We start from the raw sequence: 15,066 nt of genomic DNA on the forward strand, positions 1-15,066 counted from the left end.
TCACCTCCAGCAAAGGAAGTCGGAACAATGAAGAGATTGCTCGTTCTCCTGCTTCTGGCAGTGATGATAGGGTTGGCCGCGCCAAGCACGACTTACGCGCAGCTCCCTTATCGAACCTCCTACTTCGACGTGAACCAATCCCTATGGATGGGCATTCAGGCGATCTACAAGCCGGAAGCCGCCTACGGAGGCGAGTTCGGAGAGCCCGTCGATCTGCATATCGGCCAAGACGACAAAGTATACGTCGCCGATAAGGGCCACGACGCGATCTACGTGCTCGACAACGACGGCAAGCTGATTCAGACGATCAGCGCCGAAGAGGGCCCGGGATCGCTCAGCTCGCCGGAGGGAGTGTTCGTCACGCCGGAAGGCACGATCTACGTCGCGGACTCCGGCAATCAACGGATCGCGGTATTCTCGGCGGACGGCACGTTCGTCCGGGAATACAAGAAGCCGGAGACGGACTTAATGGCCACGGAGCATTTCGTGCCGATCAAGCTCGTCGTCGACCGACGCGGCGTCATGTACATCAATATGAACTCGTCCTATCAGGGCTTGGTTCGTCTCGGTCCAGAGGGACAATTCATGGGTTACTTCGGGGCGAACAAGGCTCAGGATTCGCTTCTGAACTGGCTGAAGAAGCTCATTCTGAACAAGGAACAACTCGCCAAGGAAGAGCCGAATTTACCTAAGCCGATCGCGAACGTCTCGATCGACGGCGACGGCTTCATCTACACGTCGACGGGCGGCGACTTCGGCAAAGCGGCGATGCGGAAGCTGAACGCCGGCGGCGTCGACGGCTTCAAAGGCCGCGACTTCCAGAACAGCCACGGCGTCAAGGACGTCTCGATCGACGAGAACGGCTTCCTGTATAACGTCGACCAAGATTTCGGCCGCGTCACCATCTTCGACAAGAAAGGCGACGCGCTGTTCTCCTTCGGATCCACGGACGTCAACACGCAGCAATACGGCGTCTTCGGATTCCCGACCAGCCTCGGAATCGATTCGAAGGACAACATCTGGGTCGCGGACAGCGGCACGAAGACGATTCACAAGTTCTACCGCACCGAGTTCGGCAACGACGTCATGAAGGCGCTCGTGCTGTACAACGACGGCAAATACGAGGAGAGCAAGCCGTACTGGGAACGCGTATACGACCGCAACGAGATGTTCACCGGCACCTACGAAGGGCTCGGCAAAGTGTACTTGGAGGAGCAGGACAACGAGAAGGCGCTCGACTTCATGAAGGAAGCGTTCGATACGAAAGGGTATTCGAAAGCGTTCTGGGAGCTTCGGCTCGTCTGGCTGCAAGACAACTTCATCGGCTTGCTCGTCGGCATCGTCGTCTTCTATCTGCTCTTGAGATACATCCCGCGCGTTATTCGCCAAGTACTGCAGCGCAAGCCGTTGCCGGAATCATTGAATCGGCCGATCGCGGATTTGAAAAACTTCTTCTACGTCATGTTCCATCCGTACGAAGGGTTCTATCGCATGAAGGAAGCGCGGGTCGCTCCATGGATCATCATTCTGCTCCTGGCCGCGGTCGTCGTCATGAAGATCATGACCATCTACTGGACCGGCTTCCTGTTCAATCCGGTTAACCTGAAGCTGATCAACGTATACAACAATCTCCTGTTCTTCGTCTTGCCATGGATTACGTGGATTATCGCGAACTACCTCGTGTGCAGCATCAAGGACGGCGAAGGCAAGTTCCGGGAAGTCATACAAGGCAGTACGTACGCTCTCGCGCCGTACATCGTCTTCTCGGTGCCGATCCTGATTCTGTCGAACGTGCTGTCGCTGGACGAGAGCGTGCTCATTACGTCGCTTACATCGGTGATGTATATCTGGATGGCCGTTATGTTCTTCGTCATGACGCAAGTCATCCACAACTTCGAGTTCGTGGAGACGATCAAGAATTCGGCGATTACCGTGTTCACGATCGCCACGATATGGCTGTTCGGATTCATTATCTTCGGACTCTCGTACAACTTGTACGACTTCTTCTACCAGCTTTACAAAGAGGTGAGTACCTATCGTTAACTTCATCAAGCGACTATCCCTTCGCGTAAAGTTGATCGCAACCGCCGTTATCGTCGTCGCCGTCATCCTCTTGCTGTTCTTCACTCGCGGAGGCGAAACGCCGCTCGCGGAAGCGCTGGCGAAAGCCGGCATCGCCGAGCCGGTTAACGAGCATGCCCCGCTGTATACGGGAGAAGCTTGGAAGCCGGCCGCGGAAGCGGACGGCTTCGCCAAAGCGCTCGAGAACGACCGTTATACGTTCTACGTACGTCCGGACAATACGCAGATCGCGCTCGTCGACAAGGCCTCGGGCTATCGCTGGACGAGTAACCCGACGCAGGAGCAACTGGCGAACGAGACGGTCAAAGGCCTTCCGCTCGCGAATTTGCAATCCACGTTCGTGCTGACGTACGTAACGACCGGAGGCAAAGACCAGACGATCCGCAAAACCGTCAATTCGTTCGAGAAGAAAGTAATTGTATCGATGGTCAAGACGGATGCGGGCTTGCAAATCGCGTATGACTACCCGGATCTTAAGCTCGGGCTCGCGATCCAATACGAGCTGACGCCAAGCGGACTCAAGGTTCGCGTGCCGACGGACGGCATCAAGGAAGAGGGCAACTTCATCGTCTTCACACTCGATCTGTTGCCATACTTCGGAGCCGCGGCGGCAGGCGAGGACGGCTATATCTTCTTGCCGGACGGTCCGGGCGGACTCGTGAAGTTCGACGCGAAGCGTTCGGACATCTCCAGAGGCTACTTGCACCAAGTGTACGGCCTCGAGCCGACGAACATGAACAACTTCTCCCGTTCCGGCGAACGCCGCGAGAATATCACCTATCCGGTGTACGGCGTGAAGAACGGGGACAACGCCTTCGTCGCGATTCTGACGAAGGGCGCGGACTCCGCGAGAATCGCGGCGAATCCGCCGGGCATTACGTCGATGTTCTACAACGCGTTCTCCAATCAGATCTATCGCGAGGACTACCTGTACTTCCGCAGCAAAAAATCGGTACCGGTCAAAGCCGTGCAAAAGGACCGGTTGCAGACCGACCGCGAGCTGGAATTCAGATTCATAAGCGGCAAGGATGCCGGCTACGTGGGCATGGCGGACGCCTACCGCGATTACTTGACGGAAACCGGAGGCATAGGCAAGCAACTCGAGCCCGTCGCGCACATCCCTCTCTATCTGAAGATTCTGGGCGGCAGCGCCGCGGAGCAGTACAACCAGATCAAGTACATCCCGGCCACGACGTTCGCGCAAGCGACCGAGATGGTCAAGGACCTGCAAGCGAAGGGCGTCGCGAACATGGAGGTCGTCTACTTCGGATGGCAGAACCTGGGCGGTTACGAGACCGACAACCGGTTCCCGATCGAGTCGAAGCTCGGCGGCGCGTCCGCGGCGAAACGGTTCATCTCCGAGATGAAGGAGAGCAACATCCCGGTATCGTTCTACGACGACTTCGTGTGGCTGAATACGGATACGACGTCGCTCTCGCCGAGCACGAGCGGCATTCGGGGCATCGAGGGCACGACCTTCGTGGACATGGACAACTGGTTCTTGAGCAAGCCGGCGAGGACGGTCGACATGGCGTACAAGGCCATCCGGAAGCTTAAGGAAATCGGAGCGTCGGGCGTTCATTACAACTGGATCGGAGAGATGGTGTTCAACGATTACGATCCGGGCGCGATCTCATCGCGCGGCGAGACGATCGACATCTATCAAGGGTTGTTGAATTACACGCGGGAGACGCTCGGCAAAGCCAGCGTATGGAGAGGCAACGCCTATTCGTTGTCCGACGTGACGTTCATCGACAATCTGCCGTACGACAAGAGCTACGACTTCATGATCGACGAAGCCGTGCCGTTCTATCCGATCGTCGTGCACGGCTTCGTGCCGTACACGTTCGACGAGGGCAACTTCCGCAACGACGTGGAAGAGGAGTTCCTGAAGGCGATCGAATACGGAGCGTTGCCGTCGTACTTCCTGACCCACGACGAAGCGCGCAAGCTCAAGAACACGGAATGGGGCTTGTGGAGCAGCCACTTCGCCAAGTGGGCCGACCGCATCGGCGTCGAATACCAACAATTCGACAAGCTCTCGAAGCTGTATTCGCAGAAGATCGTCGGTCACGAGAAGCTGTCCGAGAAGGTGTTCGCAACGACCTACGAGGACGGCACGAGAGTCGTCGTCGACTATAACAAGCTGACGTTCGAAGTCGAAGGAGGGGGAGGCGCATGAACAAGCCGCTGAACGCAAGAAGACAGAGACTCCTGTTCTTCGGCAAGCAATACGGGGTCGGCATGCTGTTCATGCTTCCTTGGTTCATCGGATTTTGCGCGTTCGTCGCTTATCCGGTCGTGTATTCCCTGTACATGTCGTTCAACAAGGTCTCGATCAGACCCGGCGGCTTCGAGTACGACTGGATCGGGCTCCAGAACTTCAAGGACGCTTTCGTCGTGGACAACATTTTCCCGATCGAGCTCATTACGTACTTCCAACAAATGCTGCTCATGATTCCGATTATCGTCATCTTCGCGCTATTGATCTCGCTCATGCTGAATCAGAGGCTGCCCGGCCGCTTCATCTATCGGGCGCTGTTCTTCCTGCCGGTCATCTTCGCGACGGGACAGGTGCTCAACGAGCTGTTCAACCAAGGCGCCGGCGATATTCCGTTCATCGAGCAATACAATCTCGGGCCGCTTATTCAGGATTACGTGGGCCGGGAAGCCGCGGACACCGTCATGGCGGTTCTCGGCAAAGCCGTTCTCATTCTCTGGTATTCCGGGGTGCAGATACTGATCTTCATCGCGGGCTTCCAGACGATCGCGCCTTCGATCTACGAAGCGGTCCGCATCGACGGCGCTTCGCCGTGGGACAGCTTCTGGAAAATCACGCTGCCCGCGAGCGTTCCGTTCATTAGCTTGAACGTCCTGTACACGATCATCGACCTGTTCACTTTCCCGTTAAACCCGGTGCTCGCGCACATCAAGTCGAACATGATCAAGCTGGAAACCGGTTACGGATACGCGAATGCCCTTGCCTGGATCTACTTCGCCTTCATCTTCGTCCTGATCGCGATCGTCATGTGGTTCTTCAGCCGAAGCATGAATAGAAGGAGGGCTCGTTCATGAGTACCGAAGTGTGGACCGAGAGGGCCATGAAGGTGAGCAGGCAAGTCAAGAGCCTGCTCTGGAGCCGGACCGCGCAGCGAATCAAAGTATTCCTGCTCGGCCGCAACGTCTCGGACGGCTTGATCGCCAAGCTGATTCTCTACGTGCTGCTGTCGATCGTCGCCTATCTCTACTTGCAGCCGCTGCTCTATATGGTCAGCACGATGCTCAAGCCGCTCAGCGACTTGCTCGACCCGACCGTCGGACTGATTCCGCGGGACGTGACTTGGGTGAACATGCAGGATGCGATCAAAGGCTTGCAGTATCAGGAAGCGCTTAAGAATACCGCGCTGCTGGCCATCACTTGCTCGGTCGTCCAAGTGTTCATCTGCGCGATAACCGGATACGCGCTCGCGAAGCTGTCGGTACCGTTCAAAGGGGTCATTACCGCGTTCGTCTTGCTCACGTTCCTGTTGCCGCCGCAAATTATCGTCATTCCGCTGTACATCATCTACAGCAAGCTTCACCTTCTGAACACGATCTGGGTATTCCTCGTGCCGGCGATATTCGGGCAAGGGGTGAAGAGCGCGTTGTTCATCCTGATCTTCCGGCAATTCTTCAAGGCGCAGCCGATCAGCCTGGAGGAAGCGGCGAAGCTCGACGGCGCGTCGACGTTCCGGTTGTTCTTCCGCATCATGCTGCCGCTCGCCCGGTCCGCTTGCTTGGTCGTCTTCCTGTTCTCGTTCATCTGGTATTGGAACTTGTATTACGAGCCGTCGATGTTCCTCGCGAACGACTTCACGCCGCTATCGATCAGACTCGACCGGCTGGAAGAAGTGCTCAACCCGTCCTTGCTCGGGCAGAAGAACCTGAACGATATTAATCCGGCGACGGAGAGCGCCAAGATGGGCGCGGCGTTCCTGATCATCTTGCCGCCGATCATCGTCTTCATGTTCTTGCAGCGGTGGTTCGTCACCGGCATCGAGAGAACGGGACTCGTCGAGTAGTCCATCGTGCGGAGCCGTACATTCTGTAAGGGAGGTGATGGCAGAAAAGACGCCGCGAGGCGCATCGTTTTCTGCTTGACGATCCATTGGCAATCGATTATTCGGCAAGACGAGGAAACCACATTATTAGGGGAGGCAATACAGTGAAAAACAAACGTTCATTCGCATGGATTCTCAGTATCGTCCTTATGATGACTTTCGTGCTGTCCGCTTGCGGCGGCAACAACAACAACGGCGGCAACGCCAGCCCGAGCGGCAGCGCGTCGCCGTCCGAGACGACGAGCGCAACGCCGTCCGAATCGGCAAGCGCGCCGGCGGACAAAGAGCCGGTCACGCTCAAGTTCATCTCCTGGAAAGACACGTACAACCCGCTCTACGAACTGTTCCATCAGAAATACCCTTGGATCACGATCGAGCAAATTCCGGTCAACAGCCAACCGATCATGGAAATCATCGCGACGCTCGAAGCCGCCGGCACGCCTGCCGACGTTACGGAAATCGACCAAGACCTGATCGCGTTCCAACAGAACGGTCTCGTCGAAGAACTGACGCCTTACATCGACAAAGATCCGATCATGCAATCCGTAACGCTTCCTGAGGGCTTCTTCGATACGATGTCGATCAACGGCAAGAAGTACGCGGTGCCGATGGTAGACGTACCGATGTGGATTCTCGTCAACAAAGACCTGCTCGCCAAGAACGGTCTTGATCTGCCGCCGAACGACTGGACGTACGACGACTTCCGCGAAGTCGCGAAGAAGCTGACGAACCCGGATGCGGGCGAGTACGGCTTGACGACGCAGCCTGAATGGCAAATGCGGTTGCTCTCCACGAAAGCCGTCGCGGACGGCCACGCGGACAACCTGAACTACATGAACGCCGACCTGACGCAATCCAGAATGGGCGAGCCTGACGTCATCAACGACATCAAATGGCTGTCCGAGTTCGTAACGAAAGACGGCTCCATGCTGAACAACACGAAGGCCGCCGAGCAAGGCAACCTCGTGAACGAGTTCATCAACGGCAAGACGGGCTTCGCGATCGGCGGAGACTGGGTACTGCCTAAGCTGAAAGAAAGCGCGCCGTTCGAGTGGGACGTTCTGCCGTTCCCGAAAGGCAAAGTCAGCCAGGCCGGTTACACGATCTACGGTCCGCTCGCCTTGCTCGCAGGTTCCAAACACAAAGAAGAAGCGTTCCTGTGGCTGAGCTTCCAATTCACGCAAGAAGCGCAAAAGTGGAAAATCGACCAAGGCGCGAACGCGTCGATCATCGATCCGGCTATCGACGCTTACTACGCGGAAACGGAAATGTGGAAAGGCAAAAACTTCGAAGCCGTACAAATCGCGAAAAAAGAAGCGAAAATCCAACCGGGCGTTACGATTCCCGGATGGGGCGAGTACCAATGGAACAACTTGGGCAACCAAATGATCACGGGCGACGAGCCGGACTTCAGCTTGATCGCGCCGGCGACGGAAACGTGGAACAAGCGTACGCTCGAGCTGCGCGCGGCGCTTAAGTAAGAGAAAGACGGAGGGGGCGGATAGCGTTGATCCGCCCCTTTTGGCCTGCTTAGACGACACGGAAGGTGGAGAAAGACGATGTTCGCTGAAGCGATAGGACAACAGAGGCAACAATGCGGCGGCGCGGGCGTCGTTCGCTTCGGCCGGCCGGCGGGAGCATGGGAAGAAGCGCATCCGATCGGCAACGGCAAACTCGGCGCGATGGTATTCGGGGATCCGCGAAGAGAGCGGCTCGCGCTCAACGAGGACAGCGTCTGGTACGGGGGACCGTCGGACCGGAACAACCCGGACGCGTTGGCATACGTCGGCCGAATCCGGGATTTGATCGCGGAAGGGCGGCTGCGCGAGGCGCAGGAGCTCGCGGCGATGGCGCTGTCCGGCGTGCCGGAATCGCAGCGGCATTATATGCCGCTCGGCGATCTGTCGATCGGCCTGCGTCTGGCGCCGGGAGATATATCGGATTATAGCCGCGCGTTGGACTTGTCCGACGGGATCGCCCGCGTCTCTTATCTCGCGGGGGACGTCCGGTATGAACGGGAAACGTTCGCGAGCTTCCCCGACGGCGTCATCGCGGTTCGGCTGACGTGCCCGGCGGGGCCGGAGGCGGGCGGCATCTCGCTGAAGGCGCGGCTGACGCGCGGTTCGAACCGGTATTACGACGGGATCGGAAGAACGGACGCTTCGACGCTCGTCATGCGCGGCAATTGCGGCGGCGCGGGCGGCTCGGACTTCCGCGCGGTCGTCCGCGCTGTCGCGGCGGGCGGCAGCGTCTCGATCATCGGCGAGACGCTGCTGGTCGAAGGCGCCGACAGCGTGACGCTGTTTATCGCGGCGGCGACGTCGTTCCGCCACGCGGATCCGGAAGCGGAAGCGCTTCGCGCCGTCGATGCGGCTTCGAAGCTAGATTACGAGACGCTCAAGGCGCGCCACGTCGCGGACTTCCGATCGCTTATGGATCGCGTCTCGTTCCGTCTGTCGTCGGGAGTGGCGGATCGGGCGGACTCGGCGCCATTGGACGATTGCGAATCGCTTCCGATCGACGAGCGGCTGAAGCGCGTCCATGACGGCGCTTCCGATCTCGCGCTCATCCCGCTCTACTATCAATTCGGACGCTATCTGCTCGTCTCCAGCAGCCGGCCCGGCTCGCTGCCCGCGAACCTGCAAGGCATCTGGAACGATAAGATGCTGCCGCCGTGGGACAGCAAGTATACGATCAACATCAATACGCAGATGAACTATTGGCCCGTGGAGTCCGGCAACCTGGCGGAATGCCACGAGCCGCTGTTCGACCTGCTCGAGCGGATGCGCGAGCCGGGAAGGGTTACGGCGAAGGCGATGTACGGCTGCGGAGGCTTCGTCGCCCACCACAATACGGATATCTGGGCCGACACCGCGCCGCAGGACATCTACATGCCCTCGACGTACTGGCCGATGGGAGCTGCGTGGCTGAGCTTGCATCTGTGGGAGCATTACGCCTATTCGCTCGATCGCGCGTTCCTGGAACGGGCGTACCCGACGCTGAAGGAGGCGGCGGCGTTCTTCGTCGACTTCCTCGTCGAGACGCCGGACGGCCATGTCGTCACGTCACCTTCCGTATCTCCGGAGAACACGTACGTGCTGCCGGGCGGCGAGTCTGGCGTGCTGTGCCAGGGCCCGGCGATGGACAGCCAGATTCTGCACGAGCTGTTCTCGGCGTGCATTATCGCGGCGGACGCGCTCGGCGAGGACGGCGAATTCGCCGGGACGCTTGCCCGGTTGAGGAGCAAGCTTCCGCAGCCGGCGGTCGGCAAGCACGGGCAATTGCTCGAATGGATGGAAGATTACGAGGAAGCCGAGCCCGGACACAGGCACATCTCGCATCTGTTCGCGCTGCATCCGGGCACGAGATTCACCGTACAAGAGACGCCGGAATGGACGGCCGCTTCGCGGACGACGCTCGAACGGCGGCTCGCGCACGGCGGCGGCCATACCGGCTGGAGCCGCGCATGGATCATCAACATGTGGGCGCGGCTGGAAGACGGAGAGAAGGCTTACGATAACGTGGTCGCCTTGCTCGCGCATTCGACGCTGCCGAACTTGCTCGACAACCACCCGCCGTTCCAGATCGACGGCAACTTCGGCGGAGCCGCCGGCATCGCGGAGATGCTCGTGCAGAGCCACGCGGGAGCGATCCGTCTGTTGCCGGCGCTGCCGGCTGCATGGCCGGAAGGATCGATCTCGGGCATCCGGGCGAGGAGCGGCTTCGAGGTCGACCTCTCATGGTCAGGGGGCCAGCTCTCGCAAGCGACCGTAAGATCCCGGTCCGGCGGCAGCTGCGTCGTGAACGCGGGCCGCGAGATCGTCGTAACGGAAGGCGGAAGAGTCGTTCCGATCGCGCGGGAGCGGGACGGATCGGTCCGCTGGCATGCGGAGGCGGGGCGCGAATACGCAATATCGGTCGAACGTTGACGCGGACGCGGTACGCGTCCGAAGAATGCGCTTTCTCTTGACTTTGTCGGTCCCGGCGGTATTGTGGAGATATCGGGACAAGGGGAGTGGTTGCAATGAGAAGAACACCGTTCGGACAATCGATCGCCGCCGCGTGCATGCTCGCGGTAATGGCGTTGCTTCTTATGGTATCCTGCAGCGGAGACGGTAACGGCGATAACTCCGGCCGAACGAAGGCCGGCCCGAGCGGAAGCGCGAACGACGCGAAGAACGCGGCAGCGGAGCAAGAGGTGACGCTCAAGTTCTTCTTCGGCGGCGAGAAGCCGGCGGCCACGGACGAAGTGTGGGCCCGGGTCAGCGATTACGTGAAGGCGAAGGGGCTTAACGTCAAGTTCAATATCAGCTTCATCCCTTGGAACGATCTGTCCGGCAAGCTGCTCATCATGGCCGCGTCCGGAGACAAGTGGGACATGAACTTCGATTCCGATACGTCGTTCAACCAGATGGCGGCCAAGGACTCGTACATGCGGCTTAACGAGCTGCTGCCGAAGTACGCGCCGAATCTGTACGACAAATATAAAGAGTTCGGCAAGCTCGACGTGGCGACCGTGAACGGGAATATCGTCGGCCTGCCGTGGACGATCAAGATGAACCAGCGCTTCTACGCCGGCTGGCGCGTCGACCTCGCCGAGAAAGCGGGCATTACGCGGGAACCGGACGCGGTGAAGACGGTGGAAGACGTCGACAAGCTGCTCTACGAGCTCAAAGCCGCGTACCCGAACGCGAGAATTTCCCGTACGTCCCCGCTGCCCCTGTATTGGGTACGCGACGAGTGGGTCGATCTTGCTTTTCACGGCTTGGGCTATTACATGGACGACCCCAACTTCACGGTCGGGGCGATCGAGCAGCAGCCTTTCTTCTTGGAAGCGGGCAAGCGGGCGAAGCAATGGTACGACGACCGCATCATCAACCGCGACGTGCTGATCGACAAGGAGAGCGGAGCCGATCAATGGCAGAACGGCAAGACGCTCTTCACGATCACGTCGCACGAATGGGCGTACGCCGATCCGGGCTTCTCGGACCCGACGTTCCGGCAACAGATGTCTTTGCTCTATCCCGACGCCAGATTCGTCAATCGTTCGCCGCTGGCCAACGTGCTGGCGATTAATCGCAATTCCGAGCATGCGGACCGGGTGCTTCGTTTTCTCGATATGATGGAGACCGACCGGGTGCTGTACGACCTCGTGCTCTACGGCATCGAAGGCAAGACGTACGTGCTCAACGGGGAGACCGCGGAATATCCCGGAGACATGACGCTGCAGACGAGCAACTATATGGAGTGGGGCGGCAACTGGGCGTTCTGGAAACCTGATTACATGCGTCCGACGCAGCGGTATTCGAAGAACTTCTGGCTTGAAGAGGAGAAGTTCGCGAGCCTTCCGATGAACGTGGATTCGCCGCTCGCGGGGCTGTTCATCACGGAGGACAACATCCGGTCCGAGGTCGCCAAGCGGGACGACACCTACGAAGGATATGGCAAGCGGATCGAATTCGGCAGCGTCGACCTTGTCGATAGCGCGGTGACGGATTATATCGGCAGGCAGAAGGCGAACGGAATAGACAAAGTGGTCGCGGATGTGCAACGGCAGATCGACGAATACCTCGGCAAGAAGAAGTAACGGGGACGCCGACTTGCGCTTGGAGGCTGGCTCCTCGACATTACAGCCAACCGAAAAGGACGAAAGCGATGAATAGATGGATGGAAAAGCTCGGCAAGCGGAAGCTGGCGGTTTATTTCGCCATTGCCGCCGTACTCGTCGCGGGCGCTATCGTATACGCGTCGGCGGGCGGAGGAGGCTCGGACGGCGCGGATCCCGCGGCCGCTTCGCCGGTCGGCGCGGAAGCTTCGGCGTCGCCGATCCCGGCGCCGCCGGCGAACGAAGCAAGCATCGCGCTGGGCGAGAAGGCGGAAGGTCGCGACCTAGCGGCGAGAGCCGGCGACAATCCCGACGGACTCGTCACCGGCGAACTGGAAGGCAAAGGCTATTGGCAGACGAACAAGGCGGCGGACGGAGACCGGACGCTGTATCTATACTTCAACGTCGGCGATTCGTTCCTGTTCGATAACAAGGAGCTGGACGTCGAGGTCGAGGTCGAATACTTCGATCAAGGCGGCGGCACGATTACGCTGCAATACGATTCGCAGGAAGAAGCGGCGGCGTTCAAGGACGCGCCGTTGTTCGGCTACAAGAACAGCGGGCAGTGGAAGACGACGACGTTCCTCCTTCCCGACGCGAAGTTCGCCAATCGGGCGAACGGAGACGACTTCCGGCTTGGCGTCGAGGGCGGCGGGGCGAACGCCGACAATCCGGACGTCAAGATCGCTTCGGTAACGGTGCGGAAGCTGCCGAAGCTGAACGTCGACGCGCAGATGAAGGTGTACAAGACGGACTATCCGTCCGAGGACGTCGTTATCGCGGACATTAACGCGAAGGAATTCGGCGCGGTCGGCGACGGCGTGGCGGACGATACCGAAGCGGTGCAGAAGGCGTTGAACGCGGCCCGCGGCAACGGCGGAGGCGTCGTGTTCCTGCCTTCGGGAACGTATAAAATCACGGCTAGCATGTTCATCCCGACCGGCGTGACGCTGCGGGGAGACCGCGACTACGCATGGGACGGCGGTAAGGTCGAAGGCACCGTCATCGCCGCGTACGCGAACAAGGGCGAGCCCGACGCCGACAGCTTGTTCATGCTGCAGCAGGCGAGCGGCATCACGAATCTGTCGATCTGGTATCCCGAGCAGAGCCTCGCGCAGCCGGTCGCGTACCCGTGGAGCATCGAGCAGATGTCGGGCGACAGCATGACCGTCGCGAACGTGACGCTCGTCAACGCGTACGAAGGCATCAAGATCGGACCGGACTGGAACGAGCTTCATTACGTGAAGAACCTGCATGGCACGGTGCTCAAGACGGGCATCTTCCTCGATTTCACGACCGACATCGGAAGGCTCGAAGGGATCAGCCTGTCTCCGGATTATTGGGCGGACTCCGGACTGCCGGGGGCGCCGGCGAAGGACGCGGTATTCGCGTATACGACGGCGAACGCGGAAGGCGTCGTCATGGGACGCTCCGACTGGGAATACATGTCGGACGTGCGGCTGTCCGGCTTCAAGACGGGCATGCGCGTGACGATGCGGACGGGGGAATCGAGGGAGACGGCGAACGCGCAGTTCTACCGGATCCATATCGACCGTTCCAATATCGCGCTCAAGATCGAAGGCGTGAACGACTTCGGTTTGCTCGTTACGGACAGCAGCTTCAAGGCGGACGTCGGCGACAACCCGACGGCGATCTACGGGGCGCTCAGCTTCCGTTCGATCGTACAATTCAATTCGGTCACGGTCGGCGGCAATCCGACGAACGCGGTCGTGAACGAAGGCTCGGGCGTGTTCTCGTTCGAGAACAGCACGATCGAGAATTGGAACGACGCCGCCGGCGGCAAGGGCATTCTCGTCAACAACGGCGCGCTGATGCTGGGCGGAACGACGTTCGCGAAGCCGGCCGGACACGTGAAGCTGGGCATCGCGCTGAAGAACCTCAAGGCGCTTAATTCCGGCAACGGCGGCAAGCTGGACGTCGAGAACAAGAGCGCCGCGGCGAAGGTCGACGTCGTTCAGGACGCGGCTTACGCGCTCAAGAAGCTGCCGGACGTCGCCGCGACGGACATCGCGAAACGGCCGAAGCCTGCGAACTCGCTGCTGTTCAACGTCGCGGAAGCGCCGTACAACGCGGACAAGACCGGCGCGACGGACGTATCCGCGGCCGTGAAGAAAGCGTTGACGGACGCAGGCGTCGCGGGCGGGGGGACGGTGTACTTCCCGGCGGGGCAGTACAGGATCGAGCAGGCGTTAACGGTGCCGGCGGGCGTAGAGATCCGGGGTTCGTGGGACGTTCCGCACCATACGATCGGCGGGGGGAGCGTCCTCTTCACGAACGTCGGGGAGAACGACGCGTCGGGAACGCCGTTCATTACGCTCGAAGCGAACGCGGGCATCCGAGGCATCAATATCTATTACGACAAGCAGGACTGGAAGGCGATTAAGCCGTACGCCTGGACGATCCGGGGAACGGGGCACGGCGTGTACGCCATCGACACGACGCTCGTCAACTCGTACCAAGGCATCGACTTCGGGACGAACGACACGAGCGGACACTACGTCGATTACGTCGCGGGCTCTCCGCTGAAGGAAGGCATCTACGTGGGCGGCGGGGCGACCGGCGGCTTCGTGCGCAACGTCCAGTTCAACCCGCACTACGCGGCGCGCAACAACTATCCGAACAAACCGGGAGACGGCGACTTCGACCGGATCTGGTCGTACCAGAAGGAGAATCTGGACGCGTTCCGCATCGACGACGTCAAGGGACAGACGTTCTTCAACACGTTCGTCTACGGCTCGCTGTACGGCATCCACTTCGCGCCTTCGGCGAGCGGCGGGAAGCCCGAGGCGATCGTCATCGGGCACGGCACGGACGGCAGCAAGAAAGGGTTGGCCGTCGACGCGGCCGGACCTGCAGGGCTGACGTTCATCAACACGGAGCTCGTCTCGATGAGCTCGACGGACAAGGTGTACGTCACGATCGGCGAGACGTTCGATTCGGAAGTGACGATGTTCAATACGTCGATGTGGGGCGATCCTTCGCGCGGCATCGACATTAAGGCCGGCAAGTTCACGATGCAGCAAGGCAACTTCGTCGCGATCGGCATTCGCGGCATTAACGCGGTCGGCGGCGAGGCGAGCTTGTACAATTCGTATTTCCTCCAGCCGGGTACCCACGTCTATGCGGGAGAAGGCATCGGCAAGCTGACCGTGACGAACAACTTCTCCAAGGGCGGCCTTTACTTCGACGACGATTCGAAGCCGGGCGCGCTCGTCGGGGCGGACGTCGCGAAGAAATAACGGACGAAGGGACTGACCA

8 protein-coding genes are annotated in these 15,066 nt (G+C 59.7%); all 8 read left to right on the plus strand.

Translation table 11 applies throughout. From position 1 onward, the window contains the following. The first annotated feature begins 27 nt into the window (after positions 1 to 27). Complete coding sequence (locus ACFQZG_RS07040) at positions 28 to 2,043, plus strand: YIP1 family protein (protein WP_378150853.1); 2,016 nt, start codon at positions 28 to 30, stop codon at positions 2,041 to 2,043. A 31-nt stretch (positions 2,044 to 2,074) separates the two neighbouring features. Next, positions 2,075 to 4,264, plus strand: a complete 2,190-nt coding sequence (locus ACFQZG_RS07045; RefSeq protein ID WP_378150854.1) for a DUF5696 domain-containing protein — start codon at positions 2,075 to 2,077, stop codon at positions 4,262 to 4,264. Next, positions 4,261 to 5,157 (plus strand): carbohydrate ABC transporter permease, encoded by an 897-nt coding sequence (locus ACFQZG_RS07050; RefSeq protein ID WP_378150855.1) that lies wholly within the window; start codon positions 4,261 to 4,263, stop codon positions 5,155 to 5,157. Before ACFQZG_RS07045 ends, ACFQZG_RS07050 begins: the two co-directional genes overlap by 4 nt. After that, on the plus strand, positions 5,154 to 6,143 hold the full coding sequence (locus ACFQZG_RS07055) for a carbohydrate ABC transporter permease (RefSeq protein WP_378150856.1): 990 nt from the start codon (positions 5,154 to 5,156) through the stop codon (positions 6,141 to 6,143). The genes ACFQZG_RS07050 and ACFQZG_RS07055 overlap by 4 nt, the downstream gene beginning before the upstream one ends. A 143-nt stretch (positions 6,144 to 6,286) precedes the next feature. Then, entirely contained in the window at positions 6,287 to 7,663 is a 1,377-nt protein-coding gene (locus ACFQZG_RS07060) for an ABC transporter substrate-binding protein (RefSeq protein WP_378150857.1), read from the plus strand. A gap of 78 nt (positions 7,664 to 7,741) precedes the next feature. Continuing rightward, positions 7,742 to 10,111 carry a glycoside hydrolase family 95 protein gene (locus ACFQZG_RS07065; RefSeq protein WP_378150858.1) on the plus strand — a complete coding sequence of 790 codons (2,370 nt, stop codon included), beginning with the start codon at positions 7,742 to 7,744 and terminating at the stop codon, positions 10,109 to 10,111. 95 nt (positions 10,112 to 10,206) lie between these two features. Continuing rightward, positions 10,207 to 11,769 carry an extracellular solute-binding protein gene (locus ACFQZG_RS07070; protein WP_378150859.1) on the plus strand — a complete coding sequence of 521 codons (1,563 nt, stop codon included), beginning with the start codon at positions 10,207 to 10,209 and terminating at the stop codon, positions 11,767 to 11,769. 68 nt (positions 11,770 to 11,837) lie between these two features. Next, positions 11,838 to 15,047, plus strand: a complete 3,210-nt coding sequence (locus ACFQZG_RS07075) for a glycosyl hydrolase family 28-related protein (RefSeq protein ID WP_378150860.1) — start codon at positions 11,838 to 11,840, stop codon at positions 15,045 to 15,047. Positions 15,048 to 15,066: the final 19 nt, after the last annotated feature.

This window comes from Cohnella sp. GCM10027633 (assembly GCF_042675445.1).
Lineage (GTDB): Bacteria > Bacillota > Bacilli > Paenibacillales > Paenibacillaceae > Cohnella.